Here is a 23841-nt window from a genome sequence, read left to right on the forward strand (position 1 = left end):
CGCGCTCACATCATCTCGACCAGCAACAACAGCACGAGAACCGCGAAAATCGCCGGCAGCCAGAGCGTGGCGCCGCCGGCGCGGCCCACGGAACCGCCGGATTCCCTGGGGGTACGGGCACCGTCGCGGGCCAGCCGCTCCAGCGTCTCCTCCGCCCGGCGCAGCGTGGCGGGCAGGCGCTCCAGCGCGCCGACCGTCTCGCGCACGCCATCGATGACGCGCGCCTCGGGCCCGCGATTGGCGATCACCCAATCCTCGATCATCGGGCGGGCCAGCAACCACATATTGACCTCGGGGTCGAGCTTCCGCCCCACCCCTTCCGCGACCAGCATGGTCTTCTGGAGGAGGAGGAGGTCCGGCTGCGTCTCCATCTCGAACCGCTCCGTCGTGCGGAACAGGTGGGACAGCAGCCGCGCGATCGATATCTCGGCCAGGGGTTTGTCCAGCAACGGCTCCCCGATCGCGCGCAGCGCCTGCATGAATTCGTCGCGCGACTTGCTGGGCGGTACCACGCCGAATTCGAAATGCGTATCCGCCACCCGTCGATAGTCCCGGTTGAGGAACCCAACCAGGATATCGGCCAGGAAGAAGCGCGTGCGCCGGTCGACCCGCCCCATGATGCCGAAATCCACCGGGCAGAGCGTGCCGTCCGGCGCCACGAACATGTTCCCCGGATGCATGTCGGCATGGAAGAAGCCGTCGCGGAAGACCTGCAGGAAGAAGACGGTGGCGGAACGCCGCAGGATTTCCTTCACGTCGTGCCCGCCGGCCTTCAGGGCCGCCAGATCGTCGATCCGGCAGCCATGCAGCCGTTCGATCGTCAGCACCCGCTGGCCGGTGCGCTCCCAATCGACGCGGACGACGTGGAAGCCCTCGTCATCCTCGCAATTCTCGCGCAGTTCGGAGGCCGCCGCCCCTTCCAGGCGCAGATCCATCTCCGTCTCGATCCAGCGGCGGAAGGTATCGACCACCGCCACCGGCTTCAGGCGCCGTAGGCTCGGCACCATCCGCTCGACCAGGGTCGCGAGCCAATGGAAGAGCGCGATATCGCGGGCGAAGCGCCGTTCGATATCCGGGCGCAGCACCTTGACCGCGACCTCCGCCCCCTCTTTCTCGCCCCGGTCCGGGTCGGGCTTGAGGCGCGCGAAATGCACCTGGGCGATGGAGGCCGCCGCGACCGGCACCGCCTCGAAATCGTCGTAGAAGCGCTCCAGCGGGCCGCCCAGCTCCGCCTCGATCGCGCGCCGGGCCTCCGCGAAGGGGAAGGGGTCGAGCCGGTCCTGCAGGCGCGATAGATCCTGGGCCACCGCCTCCCCCACGAGATCCGCGCGCACGCTGAGCGCCTGGCCGAGCTTCACATAGGTCGGGCCGAGGGCGGTCAGCGCGTCGGCCAGCCGCTCCCCCGGCCGCCCTTGCCGTCCCGGCCGACCCCAGAGACGGCGGACGATCGCGCGCGCCGCGCGCATGGCCGGCGCCCGCTCCGCCACCGGGTCGAGGGGCCAGAGCGCGTCGTGCCGTGCCAGGATGCGCACGATGCCGACCATGCGGGCGATATGGGAAAGGGCGGTGAACAAGTAGGGCCTGCCTTCGATTGACCGGGCGCGGGATGGCGAGGGACGCGCGCGGCGGGGTCAGATCCGCCGGCCGCGATGGATCGCGGCGATGCCGCCGGACAGATTGCGGTGGCCGACGCGGCCGAAGCCCACGGCCTTCATCCGCGCCTCCAGCGTCCGCTGGTCGGGGAAGCGCCGGATCGATTCGGCGAGATAGACATAGCTTTCCTCGTCCTTCGCGACCCACCGGCCGAGCGCCGGCAGCACCTGGAAGCTGTAGCGGTCATAGAGCCGGTCGAGCAACGGCAGCACGACGCGGCTGAATTCCAGGCACAGGAACAGCCCGCCGGGCTTCAGCACGCGGCGCGCCTCGGCCAGCGCGGCATCGATGTCGGTCACGTTGCGCAGGCCGAAGGCGATCGTATAGGCATCGACGCTGGCATCCGCCACCGGCAGCGCCTGGGCGTCCCCGACCGTCCAGTCGATCCCGGCGAGGCACCCGCGATCGATCGCCCGGTCGCGCCCGACGGCCACCATGCCCTCCGTCAGGTCGCAGACGGTGACGCGGCCGCTTTCACCCCGCCTTTCGCCATCCCCCAGCGCATCGAGGAAGCGGAAGGCGATATCGCCGGTCCCGCCCGCGACGTCGAGGAGATGCTGGCCCGCGCGCGGGCGCAACTCGTCGATCAGGCTCGCCTTCCAGAGCCGGTGCACGCCGCCCGACATCAAATCGTTCATCAGGTCGTATCGCGCGGCGACGGAGGTGAAGACCCCGCGCACGAGGCCCGCCTTCTCCGCCGCGTCGACGGTGCGGTATCCGAAATCGGCTGTCTTGTCGGTCATCGGCCGCGCGCTTCTCATCTCGTTCGGGGCGATTGCGCAGGACCATAGCGCCCGCCCCCGGTCTTTGCTATAGCCGAGCCCATGCCCGAACTTCCCGAAGTCGAGACCGTGGTGCGCGGATTGCGGCCGGCCCTCCTGGACCGGCGGATCGCGCGCGCCGATCTGCGCCGGCCGGATCTGCGCTTCCCCCTGCCGGAACGCTTCGCGGAGCGGCTGGAGGGGCGCACCGTCACCGACCTGCGGCGGCGGGCGAAATACATCCTGGCGACGCTCGATTCCGGGGAGGTCTGGCTCACCCATCTGGGCATGACCGGACGCTTCACCATCGACGCCCCGCCGGACGGCCGGGCCAGCGCCGGTCAGGCCGGGCACAATAGCGGCTGGGCGCTGGTCGCGCCGCATGACCATCTGGTGATCGAGACCGAGACCGGCCAGCGCGTCACCTTCAACGACGCCCGGCGCTTCGGCTATATGGACCTGCTGCCGCCGGGCACGGCGGAGACCAGCCGCTACCTCAAGGATCTGGGGCCGGAACCGCTGTCGGACGCCTTCAACGCCGGCCATATGACCGTGGCGCTCGCGGGCAAGCGCACGCCGATCAAGGCGGCGCTGCTGGACCAGAAGGTGGTGGCGGGCCTCGGCAATATCTATGTGTGCGAGGCCCTCTGGCGCGCCGGGATCAGCCCCAAGCGAAGCGCCCACACCATACCCGGCGCGCGCGCCCGGCGCCTCGTCCCGGCGATCAAGGCGGTGCTGCAGGCCGCGATCGCCGCCGGGGGATCGAGCCTGCGCGACTATCGCCAGACCAGCGGCGAGCTGGGCTACTTCCAACATGCCTGGGACGTCTACGACCGGGAGAACACCCCCTGCCGCCAGCCGGGCTGCACGGGCACGATCCGGCGGATCGTGCAATCGGGCCGGTCCAGTTTCTATTGTCCGGCGCACCAAAGATAGGTAACGCTTGGAGCCATGATGCGGGCGGGTTCCATATCGGGCGGAAGAATGCGGACGGGATCGACCCTTCCGGGGTGGGCGGTGCTGGCCTTCGCGTTGGCGCTCCTGCCGGCGCTGATCGGCCTGCCGGGCAGCGCCTCGGCCGGGGGCGAGACCCCGACCTTCATCGAGGGATCGGAGGATATCCCGCTGATGGAGACGCTGGCGGGCGTGCCGGATGCCGGCATCGTCTTCGATTCACCCGCCGGCCGCATCGTCGAGGCCTTCGCCGCCGGGCCGACGAACCGGGAGGCGGTGCTGGCCTTCTATGGCGAGACGCTGCCCGCGCTCGGCTGGACGGCACGGGGCCGGGACCGTTTCACCCGCGAGGGGGAGCAGCTCTCCCTCGATTTCTTCGGGCCGGACGGGGACCTGACCGTCCGGTTCACATTGGCGCCGATCTGAGGAGCGACCGAAGGGAAAGGCGGGCAACACCGCAACGAACCGCCCCGCCATGGCCGCCGCGATCGGGACGCATGGATTGACGGATCGGCCCGGCAGGAGGAAAACACCGCGCGTTCCGGGCGAAAGGCGCGGACACGCGGGCATCGGACAAACAGGACCGTAATGCACCATCGCGGGATGCTGCGGAACGCAGCCCCCGGGGAAGCACAGGGGAGCCGTTAGCGACCATGTCTTATGAAATGATCCTGAGCGAGAAGCGCGGGCCGGTCGGCCTGATCACGCTCAACCGGCCGAAGGCGCTGAACGCGCTGTGCGCCCAGTTGATCGAGGAACTCGGCCACGCGCTGGACGAGATCGAGGCGGACGAGGAAATCGGCGCCGTCGTCATCACCGGCTCGGAGAAGGCCTTCGCCGCCGGCGCCGACATCAAGGAGATGCAGTCGAAGTCCTTCATGGACGTTTATCTGCACGACTTCATCACCAAGGGGTGGGAGCGCGTCTCCACCTGCCGCAAGCCGATCATCGCGGCGGTGTCGGGCTACGCGCTCGGCGGCGGCTGCGAGGTCGCGATGATGTGCGATTTCATCATCGCCGCCGATACCGCCAAGTTCGGCCAGCCGGAAATCACCATCGGCACGATCCCGGGCTCCGGCGGCACGCAGCGCCTGACCCGCTTCGTCGGCAAGTCGAAGGCGATGGAAATGTGCCTGACCGGCCGGCTGATGAATGCCGAGGAGGCGGAGCGTTCCGGCCTCGTCAGCCGCATCGTGCCCGCCGACGAATTGGTCGAGGACGCGGTCAAGACCGCGACCAAGATCGCCGAACTGTCCCGCCCCGCCGTCTTCATGGCGAAGGAAGCGGTCAACAAGGCCTATGAAACGACATTGGCCGAGGGCGTGAAGTTCGAGCGCCGCCTGTTCCACGCCACCTTCGCCACCGAGGATCAGAAGGAAGGCATGGCGGCCTTCGGCGAGAAACGCACGCCGCATTGGAAGAACCGCTAGGGAAACCGCCGGGCGTGGGCTTGACGGCCCGCGCCCGCGCCGATATAAGCCCGCGTCCTCGGGGCACATGCCGGCCGCGCCGCGCGCCGCATTCCCTCGGGGCCGGTCCGGCTGGGCCCGATCGCGGTCGGGATCGGCCGGTCGATCATGTCAGCACTCAAGAATATGGATTTCGACGATCATGGCGAACCACAAGTCGGCTGAGAAGCGCATCCGCCAGACCGCCAAGCGCCGCGCGCGCAACATGGCGCGGCGTAACCGCATCCGCACCTCGCTGCGCAAGTTCGAGGACGCGCTGAAGACGGGCGACAAGACGGCGGCCGAGACGGCCTTCGCCTCCGTCATGCCGGAGATGCACCGTGGCGTGACCAAGGGCGTGCTGCACAAGAAGACGGCCGCGCGCAAGCTGAGCCGCCTCAACAAGCGCCTCAAGGCGCTCGGCTAAGACGGGATCGCGAGGGGCGGGCCGGCTTCGATCCGGCTGCTCCTGCCGTGCGCGTTCAGCCGCCCGGAGCCCCTTCCGGGCGGTTTTTGCGTGCCCGGGGTCCCTGTGCGCCGAGCACCCGGCCCGGCAGACGGGCCAACTCCTCCTCCAGGACCGCCCGGCCGCCGCCGGCAAGGGCCAGCGCGATGCCCCCCTGCCACAGGGCGAGGAAGCGTGCGCTCTCCCGCTCCGCGATCCGGGGTGCACGGCCAGCCGCGCGGAGGGCGCGCGCCACGAACCACCGAATATCCGCCAGCGCCGCGCGCATCGCCGCACGCGCTTCCGCTTCATCGCCCCGCGCCCCGTCCAATTCCGTCACCATCCGAAGCATCGGGCAACCATGCCGCGCGGTGACCGACGCCCCCTCGCCAAGCGCTGCGCACAACGCTTCCACGCGCTCGGCCGGATCGGCCAGCCGCTCCTCCAGACGGGTCAGCAGGGCTTCCACCTCCGCCCGCCGGGTTTCCGCGGCCGCCCGCACGAGAGCCGCCTTGCTGGGGAAATGATAGAAGACACCCCCCGGAGGCACCCGCGCGGCCGCGGCGACGTCGCGCAGACTCACCGCATGGACTCCACGACGGTGAAACAACCGTTGCGCCGCCCGCGTCAGTCGATCCGACCTGTCGGACTTTTTCTTGCTCACAACTCGCGAAGCATCACTCAAGGATCACAACCCCAGGAAGATCATCTTTAAGTCAGTTGACTAATGAAAGCGGGATTCAGAAAGCGGAGTCAATCCGCTCGCCGAAGCAATCGGAATTCGAGATAAAATCATCCGAGAAGCCCGGTTTCCCAGGCTTTCCCGCATGGATGGCCGCGCCGGACGCACCGGCCCGCGGACTCCGCGGCGGCCCGACATGTCAACCGTAATATTTTCAGAGCGGTTGGTTTGCGCGCTTGATTCGACTCGTCGCGGTTGGTTACAGTCTTGGCGTCGCGGTTGGTCACGAACACCGACGGCAAATAAAAAATGCCCGGGGCATCGGCTCGGGCAAAAGCCATCGGGAACACACAAGAAAAAAGCGTTTCGTTGCAAGAAAAGACCCTGCTTTTTTCTTTCCCTCGGCTTTCTGTGTCTTGTGAGCAAAGCCTGTCCGGGCTTCTCGGGCTCGTGACTTTTTGAGCGTTCGGCGAAGACTCCGGGCGATGCGCGGTCACGTCACGACTTGCTTGCAAGAGGCCGGGGTGTTCGGCATGCCCGGCATGCATGTTCGACATGCATGGACGACGCGCATGGATGAAATGGATGAATGGGAGCGGCCCGGGTCGGGCCTCGCACCCGATTTTTTTGAGTTTGTGGTGAGCGTGCGGCCATGGATTCAAGGATCGTCGTGGTTCGATCGGGCCGGGAAAGTCGGGTCGTTCGAATGAGGGTCGATCCGGACAATCCGAACGGTGCGAAGTGGCGGGGCGTTTTGATGAGTTGGGGGTCCATTGGGACCCCGGCCGGACGGTTGGATCGATGGGGAGGGACGATGCGCCGACAGGCGACAGCTCGGGCTGTTGGGGGACTTGTCCTTGAAAGGCGCGAAGCATCTTGACCACGGCGCGAATGCCGTGGACGGAACGACGGACTTCACCAGGGCGAATTTCATCAAGCGGACGGAAAGCGTGGCAAGCGGTTTAGAGGGCAATGGGACGGATCGTTCCGGTTCACCGGGGGCGGGAACCGGGACACGGGCGACGGCGGGCACGCCGGACGGTCGGGCATCCGCGCAATGGGCGCGTATTCGCGCCCGTCTGCGCTCGGAGTTCGGGGAAACCGCCTTCAAGAATTGGCTCAAGCCCCTGATCCTGGACGGCATCGAGGGCGGCACCGTCCGCCTGACCGCCCCGAACCGCTTCATGCGCAACTGGATCGAATCCCAATATGGCGAGCGCCTGATGCGCATGTGGTCGGGCGAGAATGGAACCGTCCGGGAGGTCGTCATCCACCATGCGCCGCAGGGCGGCGCGCGCCATTCCGCCGCCGGCGGCGACCTAGAGGCGCTTGACGGCGAGGAGGAGGCCGGGCACGCGGCCGGCGCCACGCGCGTCGAGACCGCGCCGCAGAACGATCTCTGCGCGCCGCTCAACGGCCAGTTCACCTTCGAGAGCTTCATCGTCGGCAAGCCGAACGAGCTGGCCTTCGCCGCGGCGCGCCGCGTGGCGGAAGCGGCCAGCGTGCCCTTCAACCCGCTGTTCCTGTTCGGCGGGGTCGGACTCGGCAAGACGCACCTGATGCATGCGATCGCCCAGCATATCCGCCTGCATTCGCCGCAGAAGCGCGTGCTGTATCTCTCCGCCGAGAAATTCATGTATCAGTTCATCCGCGCGCTGCGCTATCGCGACACGATGGCGTTCAAGGAGCAATTCCGCTCCGTCGACGTGCTGATGATCGACGACGTGCAGTTCATCGCCGGCAAGGAGAACACGCAGGAGGAGTTCTTCCACACCTTCAACACCCTGGTCGATCAAAACCGCCAGGTGGTGATCTCGGCCGACAAATCGCCGGCCGAACTCGACGGCATCGAGGATCGGATGAAATCCCGCCTTGGGTGGGGCCTGGTGGCGGAGATTCATTCGACCACCTACGAACTGCGCCTCGGCATCCTGCAATCGAAGGCCGAGCAGTTGGGCATCGCCGTCCCGCAGAAGGTGTTGGAGTTCCTGGCGCACAAGATCACCTCCAACGTCCGTGAATTGGAGGGGGCGCTGAACCGCCTCGTCGCCTACGCCAATCTGATCGGCCGCCAGATCACGTTGGAAACGGCGCAGGACGTGCTGCATGACCTGCTGCGCGCCAACGACCGCCGGATCACCATCGAGGAAATCCAGAAGCGGGTCGCCGAGCATTACAACATCAAGCTGGCCGAGATGCATTCCGCCCGGCGCAGCCGCGCCATCGCCCGCCCCCGGCAGGTGGCGATGTATCTCGCCAAGCAGCTCACCTCCCGATCGCTCCCGGAAATCGGCCGGAAGTTCGGGGGGCGCGATCACACGACCGTCATGCATGCGGTCAAGAAAATCGAGGAACTGCGCGCCTCCGACGCCGGCTTCGCCGAGGATGTGGAGCTTCTGAAGCGCATGCTGGAGGCGTGATCGCGGGCCCTTCGGCCGGTTCCTCCCGGCTGGAAGGACGTTTGACAAAGCCGCGTGGAATCAGCGCGTTACACATCCGGTTCGCGGATCGTGCGAATGCGAAAAAGGGCTGCGGCGCGCGGGGGGGCATGCTATAAAATCTCCCCGTTCCGGGGGGTACGCGATTCCCGCTTTCCGAAGATCGGTGAATCGGGCAGTTTCCGACGATTGAACGGGCGCGCGGCCCGGCGGTTTCCGCCGAGCGAGGGCCGCGTGACGGACCCGGCCGCCACCGGCAGTACCGACCCGCGCGGGGTCGGGAACCGGGCCGGGGCGCCATGCTGAACGGACCGCCTGTGGTCGAACGGAAACGATAAGACAGATCCATGAAGCTCACCATCGAACGCGCCGCGCTGCTCCGCGCCCTCAACCACGTGCAAAGCGTCGTCGAACGCCGGAACACGATCCCTATTCTCTCGAACGTGCTGATCGAGGCGAAGGATGGCGCGCTCGGTCTCACGGCGACGGACATGGATATCGCCATCGTGGAGCGCGTGGCGGCCGACATCGCCACGGCCGGCGCCACCACCGCGCCCGCCCATACGCTCTACGATATCGTGCGCAAGCTGCCGGACGGCGCCCAGGTCGATATCGAGACGGCGGGCGATTCCGAACGGCTGACGCTGAAGTCCGGGCGCTCGCGCTTCACGCTCTCGACGCTGCCGACGGACGATTTCCCGGTCATGTCCGGGGGCGACATGCCGCATGAGTTCGAGCTGGATGCCGACGCGCTGCGCGCGCTGGTCGATCGCACGCGATTCGCGATCTCGACCGAGGAGACTCGCTATTATCTGAACGGCATCTATGTCCACGCGGCCGACGGCGACCATCCGGTGCTGCGCGCGGTCGCGACCGACGGACATCGCCTGGCCCGGGTGGAGATTCCACTGCCCGACGGCGCCAACGGCATGCCGGGCGTGATCGTCCCCCGCAAGACGGTCGGCGAGTTGCGTAAGCTGATCGAGGAAACCAACGGCGGAATCGCCATCGCGTTGTCGGAAACCAAGATCCGCTTCGCCTTCGGGGACGCGGTACTGACCTCCAAGCTGATCGACGGCACCTTCCCCGATTACGAGCGCGTGATCCCCAGCGGCAATGACAAGATCATGACCGTCGATTGCGACGATTTCGCCGAGGCGGTCGACCGTGTCTCGACCATCGCGACGGAGAAGATGCGCGCGGTCAAGATGAAGATCGAGGGCGACCAGATGGAGCTCTCCGCCTCCAGCCAGGAGAACGGCCAGGCGGTCGAGGAGGTCGGCATCGACTATGGCAAGGAAGCGATCGAGATCGGCTTCAACGCGCGCTATCTCCTCGACATCGCCAATCAGGTCGAGGGCGAGACGGCGGAATTCGTGATGGCCGATTCCTCCTCGCCCACCATCGTGCGCGATCCGAAGGACCCGGGCGCGCTCTACGTTCTCATGCCGATGCGGGTATAGGCGGCCCTTGACGGCGCTGGCGAACAATTCGGAAGGCGGGGTGGGAAGCCACCGGGCGGCCATCGTGCCGGCGGCGGTCACGCGCCTGCGCCTCACGGATTTTCGCAACTACACCGCCGCCGGGCTGGAGCCGAGTGGCCGGCCGGTCGTCCTGACCGGTCCGAACGGCGCGGGGAAGACCAACCTGCTGGAGGCCGTCTCGCTGCTGGCGCCCGGGCGCGGCCTGCGGGGCGTCCAGGTCTCCGAACCCGATCGCCGCCCCGCGGCCTCGGCGGAGACGCGAACGGCCTCGGATGTGGACGGCGGCGGGAGCGAACACGGCGCGCGCAAGCCCTGGGCCATCGCCGCGCGGGTGGCGGGGCCGGCCGGCACCGTCGATATCGGCACCGGCCGCGATCCGGAGGCGGAGCGCCGGCTGGTCCGCGTCGACGGCCACCCGGCCCGCAACCAGCAGGCGCTGGCGGAGCATGTCGCCGTCGTCTGGCTGACACCGCAGATGGACCGGCTGTTCCTTGACGGCGGGGGGGCGCGGCGGCGCTTCCTGGACCGGCTGATCCTGGGTTTCGATCCGGCCCATGCGGGTCGCGTCGGCGCCTATGAGCAGGCCATGCGCCAACGCGCGCGGCTGTTGAAGGAGCGGGGACCCGGCGGCGCCGATGCGCGCTGGCTGGATGCCCTGGAAGTACAGATGGTGGAGCGCGGCGTCGCCATCGCCGCCGCCCGGCGCGACATGGCCGACCGCCTGGACCGCGCCTGCCGGCAGGCTGAGGGACCCTTCCCCGCGGCGCGGGTGGGGCTGGCCGGCGATCTGGACGACTGGCTGGACGGCGGCAGCGCGCTGGCGGCGGAGGAGCGGTTCCAGGAACGGCTCCGCGCCGCCCGCCCGCGCGACGCGGAGGCCGGCGGCGCCGGCGTGGGCCCGCACCGCAGCGATCTGATGGTGCGCCACGCGGCCAAGGGCCTGCCGGCGGATCAATGTTCCACCGGCGAGCAGAAGGCGCTGCTGATCGCCATCGTGCTGGCGCATGCGCGCCTTTCCGGCGCGGAGACGGGCACCGGCCCGATCCTGCTGCTGGACGAGGTGGCGGCCCATCTCGACGGGGAACGGCGCGGCGCGCTGTACCGCCGGCTTCTCGATCTCGGGCTGCAGGCCTGGGTTACCGGCACCGACCGGGCGATCTTCGAGGGCCTGGAGGGCCGGGCGGATTTCTTCCGGGTCGAGGCGGCGGCGATCCGCCCCGACGCGGCCGCGCGATAGCGCGGCGGACTACGGATTATCAGGACTGGATCGAAAGGCGGATCGGCCGATCATGAGCGACGATACCGAACAGAACGGCACCTCCCAGGAGAACGCGGCGCAGCAGGGCGCCACCCAGGAGGGCGGCGATTTCGACGCGGAATTCGCGGCCGCGCGGGCCAAGGCGCGGGCCGGGCAGTCCGCCGAATATGGCGCGGAATCGATCAAGGTCCTGAAAGGCCTCGAAGCCGTGCGCAAACGCCCGGGCATGTATATCGGCGATACCGACGACGGCACCGGCCTGCACCACATGGTCTATGAGGTGGTGGATAACGCCATCGACGAGGCATTGGCCGGCTATTGCGACCGGGTGCTGGTCACGCTGAACGGCGACGGCTCGGTCACCATCTCCGACAACGGCCGCGGCATCCCGACAGAGATGCATCAGGAGGAAGGGGTCTCCGCCGCGCAGGTCATCATGACCCAGCTTCATGCCGGCGGGAAGTTCGACCAGAATTCCTACAAGGTCTCCGGCGGGTTGCACGGCGTCGGCGTGTCGGTGGTGAACGCGCTCTCCTCCAAACTGGTGCTGACCATCAGGCGCGGCGGCAAGCTGCACCGGATGAGCTTCGTTCACGGCGAGGCGGAAGCCGATCTGGAGACGGTCGGCGAGGCCGGAGAGGAGACGGGGACGGAGATCACCTTCCTGCCCTCCGACCAGACCTTCACGATGACCGAATTCGACTATGGCACGCTGGAACACCGGCTGCGCGAGCTCGCCTTCCTCAATTCGGGCGTGCGCATCGTCCTGGCCGACCGCCGCAGCGCCGAGCCGAAGGAAACCGAACTCTATTACGAAGGCGGCATCAAGGCCTTCGTCAGTTGGGTCGACCGCTCGAAAAGCTCGCTGATCGGGGAGCCGGTGATGATCGCCGGCGAGCGTGACGGCGTTACCGTCGAATGCGCGATGCAGTGGAACGACAGCTATCACGAGACGATGCTGTGCTTCACCAACAACATCCCCCAGCGCGACGGCGGCACGCATCTGGCCGGGTTCCGGGGCGCGCTGACGCGCCAGATCAACGCCTATGCCAATGCGACGGGCCTGGCCAAGAAGGAGAAGGTCTCGATCAGCGGCGACGACGCGCGCGAGGGGCTGTCCTGCGTCCTGTCGGTCAAGGTGCCGGACCCGAAATTCTCCAGCCAAACCAAGGATAAGCTCGTCTCCTCCGAGGTCCGGCCCGTGGTCGAGGCGGTCGTCAACGAGAAGCTGGCCGAGTGGTTCGAGGAACACCCGAAGGAGGCGACCCGCGTCGTCCAGAAGGTGGTCGAGGCCGCCGCCGCCCGCGAGGCCGCGCGCAAGGCCCGCGAACTGACCCGGCGCAAGGGCGTGCTGGATATCTCCTCGCTGCCCGGCAAGCTCGCCGACTGTCAGGAGCGCGATGCCTCCAAGGCCGAACTCTTCATCGTCGAGGGCGACAGCGCCGGCGGCTCGGCCAAGCAGGGCCGCGACCGGAAGTTCCAGGCGATCCTGCCGCTCAAGGGCAAGATCCTGAACGTGGAGCGCGCGCGCTTCGACAAGATGCTCTCCTCGGCCGAGATCGGGACGATCATCACCGCGCTCGGCACCGGCATCGGACCGGAGGAGTTCAATCCCGACAAGGCGCGCTATCACAAGATCATCATCATGACCGACGCGGACGTGGACGGCAGCCACATCCGCACGCTGCTTCTCACCTTCTTCTATCGCCAGATGCGCGAATTGGTGGAGCGCGGCTATCTCTATATCGCCCAGCCGCCGCTCTACATGGTCCGGCGCGGGCAGGAGAAGAAACCGCAATACATCAAGAACGAGCGCGACATGGAGGCCTTCCTGATCGGGGAGGGCATCAAGGACGCGGTCTTTACCGACGCCCAGGGTAACCAGCGCGCGGGCGAGGATCTGGCCGCGCTCGTCGAAAGCGCGCGCAAGGCCAGCCATCTGATCGACCCACTGGCCCGGCGCTGCGGCAGCCGCATGGTGGTGGAGCAACTGGCGATCTTCGGCGTGCTCAGCGCCGACGTCTTCGGCGATCCCGAAAAGGCGCAGGAGGCCGGAACCTTCATCGCCGGCGTGCTCGACCGCCTGTCGGAGGAACATGCGCGCGATTGGCAGGCGGAACTCGGCGACGACGGGGGCTTCCTCTTCTCCCGCATCAACCGCGGGGTGAAGGAGGCCGTGCGCATCGACGGCGAGATGCTGCGCACCGCCGAGGCGCGCCGCCTCGACGCCATGGCGGGCGCGTTGCAGGAAACCTACGGCCAGCGCAACGGCAGCTTCCAGGTGAAGGACAGCACGAAACGCATTACAGGCCCGTCGGACCTGCTCGCCGCCGTCATGGCGAACGGCCGCAAGGGCCTGTCGCATCAGCGCTACAAGGGGCTGGGCGAGATGAATCCGGACCAGCTCTGGGAAACCACGCTGGACCCGGAGGCCCGCTCCCTCCTGCAGGTCAGGATCGCGCATGGCGACGACGCGGAAACCGTCTTCTCCACCCTAATGGGCGACGTCGTCGAACCCCGCCGCGAGTTCATCCAGGAAAACGCCCTGAAGGTCGCGAACCTGGACGTGTGAGGGGGCTACATTCCAAGGCCACCGACCGCCCGACCCGTTGAGCACGCGCAGACCGCATGAACCCTGACTTTCATCGGCGTGCAGGGCATGGGTACCCATCCCTATGCCCCGTCCCGGTGACGATCAGGACCCGTGCCGTTTGCCCATGTTCCGCCAACCGCCGGACGTACCGTGCGACCGCCGGCGACATGGGCCTTGACCGGCGTCGCGGTGTGCATCGGGGCGAGGGCCATCCCGGCGTGGCGGGGCGAGGAGGGCGAAGACACCCTCGAACAGGAGTGACCAGGGGAGGTTCAGCAGGTCGGGGCGCATGGCGGGTCTCCATTGGGTCAGGTGATCGATGGCGGGACTATGCGCCGCGTTCTTTACGATCAAAAATCATAAGAAATCGCTGACTCCGTGAGTTATACTCACAGTTATGACCCGACGCGCCCTCCCCTCCTTGCCGGCCCTGCGCGCCTTGGAGGCGGCCGTGCGCCTGCGGGGGTTCAGTTCGGCGGCGGATGAGTTGGGCGTGACCCACGGCGCCGTCAGCCGTCATGTCCGTCAGTTGGAGCAGGTCCTCGGCGTCGAGCTGTTTCGGCGCGACCCGGGTCGCGCGGTTCCGACCTGGACGGGGGAGCAATTGGGCGCGGCCCTGACCGGGCCGTTCGAGGCCATGGCCGACGCGGTGGAGGCGGTGCGGCGCGGGCCGGAGCGGCGCTCGCTCCGGCTCAGTGTCGATCCGGCCTTCGCCACGCTGTGGCTGCTGCCGCGCCTTGCCGATTTCCGGCGGGAAGCGGGGGAGGCCGAAATTTCCATCGACAGTTCCACCCATCTGGCCGATGTGGCGGCGGGGCCGATCGATGTCGCCATTCGCTATCGGGTGGAGGCGAACCCGCCGGTGCCGGAGGGTTGCCTGCAGGAGCGGCTGTTCGCCCTCGAACTGTTCCCCGCGGCCGCCCCCGCCCTGGCGGCGCGGCTGGGTTCGGCGCCCGACCCGGCGGTGATCGCGCGCCTTCCCCTGATTCATGAGGACAGCCGCGATCCCTGGCGCCGTTGGTTGACGCGGGCCGGGGTCGCGCCCCCGTCCGACGGTGGGCTGATGGTGAACGACGCCGCCCATGCCGAGATGGCGGCGGAGCAGGAGGCCGGAATCGTGTTGGCCGACCCCATCATCTCCGTCCGGGCGTTGGAGAGCGGGCGCCTCGTCCCGCTATCGGACAGGCGGGTGACGATCGGCGGCTACTGGCTGGTCACGCCCGCCGCGCGTGCCCTGGCGGCACCGGCGCGCGGGTTCGTCCGATGGCTGCGCGCGACGCTCACGCAAGGCGCTGACGGCCCGGCGACATAGTCGCGCGGCGGCCGTCCGCCGGGGCCCTCAATCGAACAGCTTGTCGATATCGTCCTGGCTGATCTTCTGCTCCGCGGTGGCGCTGGGGCCGTCCAGCACCTCGCCGACCGGGGCGGAGGCTTCCTCCGGCGGCAGGGTCGAGGGGTCGAAGGCCGCGTCGCCACCCCAGATCTCCATCATCCGCGCGACGCGCTCGTCGATGAATTCCATGGTCTGGACGACCCGGGTGATGCGCTGGCCGGTAATGTCCTGGAAGTTACAGTGCTCGAAGATCTGGGTGACCTGCTCGCCCAGCGCCTCGGTCAACTCGCGGGTGCTGCTGTCGCTGACCTGGGCGTTGATGCGCTCGCCCAATTCCTCGACCGCCTCGGCCGCCTCGATGATGCCGTTGGTCGCGGCCTCCGTATCGGCGACGACGGCGCGCAGCGCATCCCCGGCGGAGGCGATCTTATCCTTGCCCGCCGGCGCGCGCCGCAGGGAGAGAATTTCCTCCTTCGTGCGCTGGATCGCGTCGGAAAGCCCTTGCAGTTCCCGGCGCAGCGTCTCCGCCTCCAGAATCTGCGCGCGATAGGTCTCGGCATCGATACCACCCGACCGGGCCGGAGCCTCCTGGCCGCCGGCCGCGAAGCGGTCGAACTTCTGGTTCATCGCGTCGAGCGCGGCCATCACCGCTTCATGCCGCTCCGCCTCCCCGGCGCCGTCGGGTCGGATGGCCCGGTCGCCCCCATGGACGGGCGTGCCTTGACGCGCCTCCTTGCCGGAAAGCGCCTGACGTTCGATACGGAAAGGCTTTCGCGCGCGCACGCTCGAGTTCATAGGTTCTACTCCAAACCAGCTGGCCGCGCGGAGCCTATCGCAGAATAGGTTATCAGTCCCCTAACAATCGCGCGACATCACGGGCGAGCATGGCGCGCCGTTCCGACCCTTCGGGCAGGGCCTCCAGGGCGGTATCGAAATAGGCTTCCGCCGCCTGCCGGTCGCCCGCCTCCAAGGCATCGAGGGCGAGGAACCAATTGGCCTCGACACTGTCGGGCCGGGCCTGCTTGACCCGCCGCATGAGGGCAAGGCTCTCCGCCGTCGGCGCGCCATCCGCCCGTTCGCGCATCAGTCGGGCGCGCAGGATCATCAGGTCGATATCCTCCGGCGCCAGTTCCTGCGCGCGCCCCAGCGCCCGCAACGCCTCCTCCGTCCGGCCCAGCACGCGATAGCTGCGCCCCAGCATGCGCCATCCCTGAAGATCGTCGGGATCGTCCTCCAACCGCGCGGCGAGGCCGTCGACCATGCCCGCGATCATCGCACGCTGTTCCTCCGGGCTCATCGCCTGGACGGCCTCGATGTCCGATTGAATGTCTGATTGGCTGGGGCCGCGCGGCGCGGCATCGCCATCGGCGCCGGGCTCCAGGCCAAGATCCGCCGCCAGCCGGTCGAGCGCGCGGCGCGGGACGGGGGCTTGCGCGAAGACCGCCCGCGCCTCGGCCAACGCCGCGCGCGCGGCCGCGTCCTTGCCCGCCTCGGCGCGCGCGCGGATCAGGCCGATCCAGGCCTCGAAATCCATCGGGTCGGCCTCGACCCGCGCGGCCAACGCATCGGAATCCTCGATACCGGCGGAGACGGAAGGCGCCGCCGGGTCCGGCAGGCGGTCCGCGATATCGCGGTCGAGTTGCGCGGCGGCGCCCCGCGCGCGTTCGATCACCGCCGGAAGATAGGGCGCATCCGGCGGCGCCGCGTCGGCCAGCGCGATCCATCGTTCCATCGCCGCCTCGATCCGCCCGGCCTGCATATCGGCCTCCGCCAGATAGAATTCGGCACGGACGTCATCGGGGTCGCGCGCGATCGCCTGTTCGAAAAGCGTTCGCGCGCGCGGCGTCACCACCCCTTCGGCCGCCAGTGTCAGGGCCTCCGCCAACGCGCCCGCCGCTTCCCCGCGCGCGCCGCCCGGGGCGTCCGCGGGCAACAGGGTCCGCACGCGCTCGAACGCCGCGACCGCCGCGTCATAGGAACCGCGCGCCATTTCCGTACGCGCCAGCATCAGCCATCCCTCGATATCGTCCGGCGCGCGATCCAGGCGTTGGCGCAACGCGGCCGCAGCCTGGTCCAAGGACTGGCCCTCCGCCTCCATGCCGCCGCCCCCGTCGCCGCCGGCCCGCGCCTGAGCTTGGGCCTGGGCCGCGCGAACCTCATCCCCCCGCAGGGCGAGCGGCCGGTCGGGCGCACCGGGATTGCCCAATTCCAAATAAAGACCGAAGGCCGCCGCCGGCAGCAGCGCCGCGACGGTATAGGGGGCCAGACGATGCGGCAGACCGCCCCCTTTCTCGTCCCCGCCGGGGGCGGTGCCGGTGCGTGCGGCCTCGCGCCGGCGGTCGGCGTCCAGAAGGCGCCGGCCGATCTCGGTGCGCGCGGCCTCCGCCTCCTCCGGCGGGAGTTGGCCACGCGCCGCGTCGCGCTCCACCTCGGCCAATTGGCTGCGATAGACCTCGATATCGTAATCCGCGGCAGCCAAGGCGCGCGACGCCCCCCGGCTCAGGATCGGGCGCAGAATGGCCAGAAGCGCGATCGCGGTCAGACCGGCGGCAATCACCCAGAAGATCATGCGCGGCGGTCCCCCGGATCACGGCCCGACCCATCATCCTCCGGCCCATCCTCCCCGGCGAGCAGACGGTCCAGCCGCCGGCGTTCCTCCGCGCTCAAGGCCGCCTCGGCGCCGCCGGCCTGGGTGGCCGATGCGCGGCCCCGTCCCCGGAACCACAGAAAAACCGCCAGCGCGCCCACCAGCAGCAACAGCGCCGGCGACGCCCAGAGCAGCAGCGTCGAAAGGCCGAAAGGCGGCTTCAACAGGACATAATCGCCATAGCGCGCGACGAGATAGTCCCGCACCTCCTGATTCGTGTCGCCCTGCTTCACCCGCTCGCGCACCAGAACGCGCAGATCGCGGGCGAGATCGGCGTTCGACTCGTCGATCGACTGGTTCTGACAGACGAGACAGCGCACATCCTGGGATATCTCGCGCGCGCGCCGCTCCAACGCCGGGTCGTCCAGCATCTCGTCCGGCTGCACGGCCAGCGCGGGCAACGCGGCGACCACAACAGCCAGGGCGAGGAGAAGAGAGCGGATCATGACCGCAAATCCTCCAGCAGGGGCAGGATATCCTCCTCCAGATGGCGGGGTTGCAGCGGGCCGACACGCTTGTACCGGATACGGCCCGACCCATCGATCACATAGGTCTCCGGCACGCCGTAGACGCCCCAATCGATCGCGACCCGACCCTCCCCGTCGAAGCCGATACGGGCATAGGGGTTGCCGAGTTCCTCGATGAAGCCTTTCGCGTCGGCGCGCTTGTCCTTGTAATTGAGGCCGAAGATGGTCGCCCCCTCCTCCTCCGCGAGGCGCATCAGCAAGGGATGCTCCGCCCGGCAGGGCACGCACCAGGAAGCGAAGACGTTGACCAGCACCGGCCCGCCCCGCTTCAGATCGGCGGTGGCGAAGCCCGGCTCCCCCGCGTAAAGGCCGGGCAGATCGAAATCCGGCGCAGGCTTGTCGATCAGGGCCGAGGGCACCGCGCGCGGGTCCTCGCCGGAGAGGAGCTGGACCGCGAAATACCCGGCGAGCACCAGGAACAGCACCAGCGGGATCAGGAAGATAAGGCGGCTGCGGATCATCGGGGCTTGGAACCTTTCACGTCGGGTCGCGCGGCGGCGCGTGATCGATGGCCTATTCGGCCGGTTGGGTCCGGGCGACGCCGCCGGCCCGCGTGCCGGAACGGCGCGGCGCGCCCACGCGCAGGCGCCGGTCGCTGAGCGAGAACAACCCGCCCAGCACCAACAGGCCGGAGCCGATCCAAAGCCACGGGACCAACGGCTTGCGATAAAGCCGGACGGTCCAGCCGCCATCGTCCGTCGGCTGGCCCAGCACGGCATAGAGATCGCCGCCCAGGTCGGAGCGGATACCGGCCTCCGTCGTTTCCTGACCGCCGGCGACATAGCGCCGCCGCTCGCCGTGGAGCGTCGCTATCTCGTCCCCGGTTTCGGCGTCGGTGACGCGGAAGGTGCCCCGCTCGGCGGCGTAATTGGGGCCGGCGACGCGGTCCACGCTTTCCAGCGTGAAGGCATAATCGCCGACGGTGAAACGGTCGCCCGGCCCACCGGACGAGATCGTCTCCTGCGTCAGCAGCGAGGCACCGGTCGCCCCCGCCACGATCACCGCGACCCCCAAATGGGCCAGCGTCATGCCCCAGGCCGCGCGCGGCAGGCCGGCCATGCGCCGAACCCCCTCGCCCACACCGATGCGCGCGGTCGGGCGGACCCGCTGCCAGAGTTGCGTCAGCGTCGCGGCGGCGAGCCACGCCGCCATGCCGAGCCCGGCCACGGCGAGCGCCGAGCGCTGCCAATAGAGCAGGGCCGCCAGCCCCATCAGCACCGCCGTCACCACGCACGCGACCGTCAGGCGCCGCGTGACCGCGCCGAGGTCCCCACGCTTCCACGGCAACATCGCCCCCACGCCCAGCGCGATCACCAGAACCCCCATGATGGGCGTGAAGGTCAGGTTGAAATAGGGCGGGCCGACGGAAATCTTATCGTCCGTCAGAACCTCCAGGAACAACGGATAGAGCGTGCCGACGAAGACCGTCGCCGCCGCCGCGGAGAGCAGCAGGTTGTTGAGCACCAGCGCCCCTTCCCGACTGACCGGCCGGAACAGTCCACCGCCCTGCAGGCCGGGCGCGCGCCAGGCATAGAGGCCGAGCGACCCGCCGATCGCCACCACCAGCAGCAGCAGGATGAAAATGCCGCGGTCCGGATCGCTGGCGAAGGCATGGACGCTCGTCAACACGCCGGAGCGGACCAGGAAGGTCCCGATCAGGCTCAACCCGAAGGCGATGATGGCGAGCAGGATGGTCCAGCTTTTCAGCGTATCGCGCTTCTCCACCACGATGGCGCTGTGCAGCAGCGCGGTCGCGGCCAGCCAGGGCATGAAGCTGGCATTCTCGACCGGGTCCCAATACCAGAAACCGCCCCAGCCGAGTTCGTAATAGGCCCACCAGCTTCCCAGCGCGATCCCGGCGGTCAGGAAGGTCCAGGCAAGCAGCGTCCAGGGCCGCACCCACCGCGCCCAGGCGGCATCCACCTTGCCCTCGATCAGGGCCGCCACCGCGAAGGAGAAGGAGATGGAGAGCCCGACATAGCCGACATAGAGCATCGGCGGATGGAAGGCCAAGCCCGGGTCCTGCAACAGCGGATTGAGGTCGGTCCCCTCGATCGGCGGCGGGAAGACCCGCGCGAAGGGGTTCGAGGTCAGCAGCATGAAGACCAGGAAGCCGAGCGTGATCAGCGCCTGAACCGAGAGCGTGCGCGCCTTGAGGCTCGGCGGCAGGTTGCGTCCGAAGACCGCGACCAGGGCGCCGAAAAGCGCCAGCACCGTGACCCAGAGCAGCAGCGAGCCTTCATGGTTCCCCCAGGTGCCCGCGACCTTGTAGAGCAGCGGCTTCAGGGAGTGCGAATTCTCGATCACGTTCAGGACCGAGAAATCGGAAGTGATATAGGCATGCATCAAGGCTGCGAAGGCGATGCCCAACACCCCGAACTGCACCAGCGCCGCCGGCGCGGCCGCCGCCATCATGGCCCCGTCGCCGCGCGCCGCGCCCAGCATCGGCACGACGGCCTGGACCAGCGCGACGGCGGCGGCCAGCGCCAGGGCGAAATGTCCCAGTTCGGCGATCATGACGGCGCGCCTGCTCCTTCTCGTCGATCGGTCCAGGCGGGATGGCGCCCGGTCACTGCCCCTCCGGCGCATAGCCGGGTTCGGCCGTCCCCGGGCCGCCTTCCCCGTGCTGCCAGGTCCCGGCACGTTTCATCGCCTCGACCGCCTCGGCGGGCATGTAATTCTCGTCATGCTTGGCCAGCACCTCGTCCGCGACGAACAACCCCTCGCCATCGAGCGCGCCGAGCGCGACGATCCCCTGCCCCTCCCGGAACAGGTCGGGCAGAAGCCCGGCGAAACGCACCCGCACCTCGGCGGCGTTGTCCGTCACGGTGAACAGCACCGCGCCGTCCGTCCCGCCCGGCCGGGCGAGCGAGCCGTCCTTCACCAACCCGCCGAGACGGAAGGTCCGGCCTGGATCGACCTTGCCGGCGGCGACCTCGCTGGGGCCGAAGAAGAAGACGATATTGTCGCGGAATCCCGCCAGCACGAGTCCCACCGCCAAAGCCAGGAAGGCGAGCCCGCCGAGCACGAGATAGAGCCGCGTGCGCTTGCGCCGCCGCGCGGGCGACAGGCCCCGACCACCGGATGCCGCCATCAGCCGTTCCTCCGCCGGGCCGCGCGCTCGGGGTCGAGGGCGGCGAGCTCCCGCTCCGCCCGGGCGGTCATCCGCCACGCGCCGAGCGCCAGGGCGGCCAGCACCGCGAAACAAAAGCCATAGGCCGACCAGACGAAGAAACCGTGCCCGCCCATGGCCCAGAATTCCGCGGTGAAAAGCGCCCCGATCCCCATCAGCGCGTCCCCCGGGCCGAGGCGGAAGGACGGCTTTCGGCGGGGCGCTCCCGGCGGATAAGGCCGCCGCGGATCGCGCGCAGGCGCACCTTCGCGAATTCCCCGGCCAGCCGCACGGCGAAGAGCCACAGGAAGAAGGCGGCGAAGCTCCCCCCCAGAAGGGCGAGGGGGGTCAGCATTTCCGGCGGCATGGCGGGTCCGCCCGCGCTGAACAGCGTCGATTGCTGGTGCAGCGTGTTGAAGAAATAGACCGAGAACTTGATCACCGGGATATTGACGATCCCGACGATCGCCAGGATCGCCGCCGGCTTGTCGCCGCGCGCCGGATCGTCGAAGGCATTGGCCAGCGCCATGTAGCCGATGAACAGGAACAGCAGGATCAGCATCGAGGTCAGCCGCGCGTCCCACACCCAATAGGTGCCCCAGGTCGGCTTGCCCCAGACCGCGCCGGTTACCAGACAGATCAGGCAGAAGACCGCCCCGATCGGCGCCACCGCGCGGGCCGAGAGATCGCCCAGCGGATGCTTCCAGATCAGGAAGGCGGCGCTGCCCAGCGCCATCAGGACATAGGCCCCCTGGGCCAGGATCGCCGCCGGGACGTGGATATAGAGGATACGCACGGTATCGTGCTGCTGATAGTCGGGGGGCGAGGCGATCAACGCCTGATAGAGCCCCACCGGCAACAGCAGAAGCGCGGCCCCCAGCGTCCAGGGCCGGACCCGCCGCGCGACGCGCATGAAGCGACCGGGATTGGCGAAACGATGCATGAACCGACGAACCGTTTTCCTGCAGTGGTGCCCGGCGCGACATGATACGCGGGATGCCTGGTCTTTTACACCCCACGGTCTTTTTGTCCCATGGGCTGTTACTCCATGGAGGGGGTGTTCCGCCGGCCGCGCCTCGGCGGGGATGATCTACCCTTTCCCGGGCCCGGATACCAGGGGGCGCGCGGTCACGAGACGCTGTGCCGAATCGCCGCAGCCGCCGCCCAGGGCGCCAACGGGATCGCGGCCGCCAGGATCGCCCCCAGATAGAGGAAATGCGGCCCGGTCGCGATTTGCGTCAGATGCGCGTCCACCGCCGTCACCCCGAAGACCAGCACCGGAATATAGAGCGGCAGCACCAGCACCGCCACCAGCAACCCCGCCTTGCGCGCGCCGAGCGCCAGGGCCGCGCCCACCGCGCCGATCAGGCTGAGCGACGGCGTGCCGAGCGCGAGCCCCGCGATCAGCACCCCATAGCCCGCCGCCGGCAGGTTGAGCATCAGCGCGATCAGCGGCGCCACCGCGATCAACGGCACGCAGGCCGTCAGCCAATGGGCCAATGCCTTGGCCAGCACCAGCATCGACAGCGGCATCGGCGAAAGCGCGAGTTGTTCCAGCGTTCCATCCTCGTAATCGCCCTGGAACAGCCGGTCGAGGGAGAGCATCACCGCCAACAGGGCCAGAACCCACGTGATCCCCGGGGCGAGGCGCGCCAGGACCTCCGGATTCGGCCCGACGCCGAAGGGAAACAGCGCCGCCGCGATCACGAAGAAGCCCAGGATCATGCCCAGATCCGTGCTCTGCCGCAGCGCCAGCAGCACATCGCGCTTGAGAAGGGCAAGGAAGGCGGTCATGCGCTCACGCCGCCTCTTCCGCCTGGAACCGTCCGATATCCAGGCCCACGGCATCGGGAATGGCGAGCCCCCCGTGGGTGGAGGCGATGACGAGGCCGCCGGCGGCGCGGTGATCGGCGATCATCGCCTCCAACCGCGCGACGGAGGCCGCGTCGAGGCCCGTCACCGGTTCATCCAGCAGCCAGAGCGGACGATCCGCGACCAGCAGCCGGGCGAGCGCCACGCGCCGCTTCTGCCCGGCCGACAATTCCGCGCCGCGTACCTCCGCCAGCGGCTCCAGCGCCAGCGCGGCCAACGCATCCGCCACCCGTGCCGCCGCGCCGCCGGAGAGGTCGGCCCAGAAACGCAAGCTCTCCCGCACGGTGGCCGCCGGTTTCACGGCGTCGAGATGGCCGAGGAAGGCGAGCCGCGCGCGGTAGGCCTCCCGATCCCCAGCGACCGGCGTGCCGCGCCAGCGGATTTCACCGGCCAGGGGCTCGATCAACCCGGCCAGCACGCGCAGCAGGCTGGACTTCCCCGCGCCGTTCGGCCCGGTCAGCACGAGCGCGCCCCCGGCCCCGAGCGCGAGGTCCACCCCCTCGAAGACGAGGCGCCGGCCGCGCAGGCAGGTCAGCGCGCGCGCTTCCAGCGCGATATCCGTCTCCGTTTCCATGATGCCGGGTCCCATGATGGTGGGCAGTTGAGCCGTCTCGCGCGCGCCGCGTCAAGCTGC

General features: G+C 68.8%; 22 protein-coding genes. 9 read left to right on the forward strand and 13 right to left on the reverse strand.

Going from position 1 to position 23841, the window contains the following annotated elements:
- Window positions 1-5: 5 nt before the first annotated feature.
- Together ubiB and KAJ83_RS13610 are read right to left on the reverse strand one after the other, a co-directional pair.
- Window positions 6-1574 (reverse strand): 2-polyprenylphenol 6-hydroxylase, encoded by a 1569-nt coding sequence (gene ubiB, locus KAJ83_RS13605; protein ID WP_246484562.1) that lies wholly within the window; start codon window positions 1572-1574, stop codon window positions 6-8.
- 57 nt (window positions 1575-1631) lie between these two features.
- The gene (locus tag KAJ83_RS13610) at window positions 1632-2396 is read right to left on the reverse strand and encodes a class I SAM-dependent methyltransferase (RefSeq protein WP_210682630.1); all 765 of its coding nucleotides are present in this window, start codon (window positions 2394-2396) and stop codon (window positions 1632-1634) included.
- Between the two features lie 81 nt (window positions 2397-2477).
- Here KAJ83_RS13610 and mutM point away from each other — a divergent pair, with 81 nt between their 5' ends.
- The 4 genes from mutM (at window position 2478) to rpsT (ending at window position 5243) form a co-directional block, all read left to right on the forward strand.
- Window positions 2478-3350, forward strand: a complete 873-nt coding sequence (mutM, locus tag KAJ83_RS13615) for a bifunctional DNA-formamidopyrimidine glycosylase/DNA-(apurinic or apyrimidinic site) lyase (RefSeq protein ID WP_210682631.1) — start codon at window positions 2478-2480, stop codon at window positions 3348-3350.
- Between the two features lie 48 nt (window positions 3351-3398).
- Complete coding sequence (locus KAJ83_RS13620; RefSeq protein ID WP_210682632.1) at window positions 3399-3794, forward strand: hypothetical protein; 396 nt, start codon at window positions 3399-3401, stop codon at window positions 3792-3794.
- A gap of 227 nt (window positions 3795-4021) precedes the next feature.
- A complete protein-coding gene (locus KAJ83_RS13625) occupies window positions 4022-4798 on the forward strand; it encodes an enoyl-CoA hydratase (protein WP_210682633.1) in 777 nt (258 codons plus the stop codon).
- Between the two features lie 181 nt (window positions 4799-4979).
- Entirely contained in the window at window positions 4980-5243 is a 264-nt protein-coding gene (rpsT, locus tag KAJ83_RS13630) for a 30S ribosomal protein S20 (protein ID WP_210682634.1), read from the forward strand.
- 55 nt (window positions 5244-5298) lie between these two features.
- On the opposite strand, the gene KAJ83_RS13635 is transcribed toward rpsT, so the two are convergent.
- Window positions 5299-5925: a TetR/AcrR family transcriptional regulator gene (locus KAJ83_RS13635; protein WP_210682635.1), complete on the reverse strand. Its 627-nt coding sequence runs from the start codon at window positions 5923-5925 to the stop codon at window positions 5299-5301.
- Window positions 5926-6800: 875 nt separating this feature from the next.
- On the opposite strand from KAJ83_RS13635, the gene dnaA reads away from it, so the two are divergent.
- From dnaA to KAJ83_RS13660, 5 genes are all read left to right on the forward strand, one after another.
- Window positions 6801-8363 carry a chromosomal replication initiator protein DnaA gene (gene dnaA, locus KAJ83_RS13640; RefSeq protein ID WP_281413148.1) on the forward strand — a complete coding sequence of 521 codons (1563 nt, stop codon included), beginning with the start codon at window positions 6801-6803 and terminating at the stop codon, window positions 8361-8363.
- A gap of 365 nt (window positions 8364-8728) precedes the next feature.
- Window positions 8729-9844, forward strand: coding sequence for a DNA polymerase III subunit beta (gene dnaN, locus KAJ83_RS13645; RefSeq protein ID WP_210682636.1), 1116 nt, complete (start codon window positions 8729-8731; stop codon window positions 9842-9844).
- A 7-nt stretch (window positions 9845-9851) separates the two neighbouring features.
- The gene (gene recF / locus KAJ83_RS13650; protein WP_343222006.1) at window positions 9852-11102 is read left to right on the forward strand and encodes a DNA replication/repair protein RecF; all 1251 of its coding nucleotides are present in this window, start codon (window positions 9852-9854) and stop codon (window positions 11100-11102) included.
- Window positions 11103-11154: 52 nt separating this feature from the next.
- Window positions 11155-13695: a DNA topoisomerase (ATP-hydrolyzing) subunit B gene (gene gyrB / locus KAJ83_RS13655; protein ID WP_210682637.1), complete on the forward strand. Its 2541-nt coding sequence runs from the start codon at window positions 11155-11157 to the stop codon at window positions 13693-13695.
- A 418-nt stretch (window positions 13696-14113) separates the two neighbouring features.
- Window positions 14114-15028, forward strand: a complete 915-nt coding sequence (locus KAJ83_RS13660) for a LysR substrate-binding domain-containing protein (protein ID WP_210682638.1) — start codon at window positions 14114-14116, stop codon at window positions 15026-15028.
- Between the two features lie 27 nt (window positions 15029-15055).
- Here KAJ83_RS13660 and KAJ83_RS13665 read toward each other — a convergent pair whose 3' ends face one another.
- From KAJ83_RS13665 to ccmA, 10 genes are all read right to left on the reverse strand, one after another.
- The gene (locus tag KAJ83_RS13665; protein WP_210682639.1) at window positions 15056-15844 is read right to left on the reverse strand and encodes a protein phosphatase CheZ; all 789 of its coding nucleotides are present in this window, start codon (window positions 15842-15844) and stop codon (window positions 15056-15058) included.
- Window positions 15845-15896: 52 nt separating this feature from the next.
- Entirely contained in the window at window positions 15897-17618 is a 1722-nt protein-coding gene (gene ccmI, locus KAJ83_RS13670; protein ID WP_210682640.1) for a c-type cytochrome biogenesis protein CcmI, read from the reverse strand.
- Window positions 17615-18142, reverse strand: coding sequence for a cytochrome c-type biogenesis protein (locus KAJ83_RS13675; protein ID WP_210682641.1), 528 nt, complete (start codon window positions 18140-18142; stop codon window positions 17615-17617). Before KAJ83_RS13675 ends, ccmI begins: the two co-directional genes overlap by 4 nt.
- On the reverse strand, window positions 18139-18684 hold the full coding sequence (locus tag KAJ83_RS13680) for a DsbE family thiol:disulfide interchange protein (protein ID WP_210682642.1): 546 nt from the start codon (window positions 18682-18684) through the stop codon (window positions 18139-18141). Before KAJ83_RS13680 ends, KAJ83_RS13675 begins: the two co-directional genes overlap by 4 nt.
- 52 nt (window positions 18685-18736) lie before the next feature.
- Complete coding sequence (locus KAJ83_RS13685; protein ID WP_210682643.1) at window positions 18737-20740, reverse strand: heme lyase CcmF/NrfE family subunit; 2004 nt, start codon at window positions 20738-20740, stop codon at window positions 18737-18739.
- A gap of 52 nt (window positions 20741-20792) precedes the next feature.
- Window positions 20793-21317, reverse strand: coding sequence for a cytochrome c maturation protein CcmE (gene ccmE, locus KAJ83_RS13690; RefSeq protein ID WP_210682644.1), 525 nt, complete (start codon window positions 21315-21317; stop codon window positions 20793-20795).
- Window positions 21317-21511, reverse strand: coding sequence for a heme exporter protein CcmD (gene ccmD, locus KAJ83_RS13695; protein WP_210682645.1), 195 nt, complete (start codon window positions 21509-21511; stop codon window positions 21317-21319). The genes ccmE and ccmD overlap by 1 nt, the downstream gene beginning before the upstream one ends.
- Entirely contained in the window at window positions 21511-22278 is a 768-nt protein-coding gene (locus KAJ83_RS13700) for a heme ABC transporter permease (protein ID WP_210682646.1), read from the reverse strand. The genes ccmD and KAJ83_RS13700 overlap by 1 nt, the downstream gene beginning before the upstream one ends.
- Before the next feature lie 185 nt (window positions 22279-22463).
- The gene (gene ccmB / locus KAJ83_RS13705) at window positions 22464-23129 is read right to left on the reverse strand and encodes a heme exporter protein CcmB (RefSeq protein WP_210682647.1); all 666 of its coding nucleotides are present in this window, start codon (window positions 23127-23129) and stop codon (window positions 22464-22466) included.
- A 4-nt stretch (window positions 23130-23133) separates the two neighbouring features.
- Entirely contained in the window at window positions 23134-23796 is a 663-nt protein-coding gene (ccmA, locus tag KAJ83_RS13710) for a heme ABC exporter ATP-binding protein CcmA (protein ID WP_425515476.1), read from the reverse strand.
- Window positions 23797-23841: the final 45 nt, after the last annotated feature.

This window comes from Marivibrio halodurans, from assembly GCF_017963645.1.
Taxonomy (GTDB): domain Bacteria; phylum Pseudomonadota; class Alphaproteobacteria; order UBA8366; family Aestuariispiraceae; genus Marivibrio; species Marivibrio halodurans.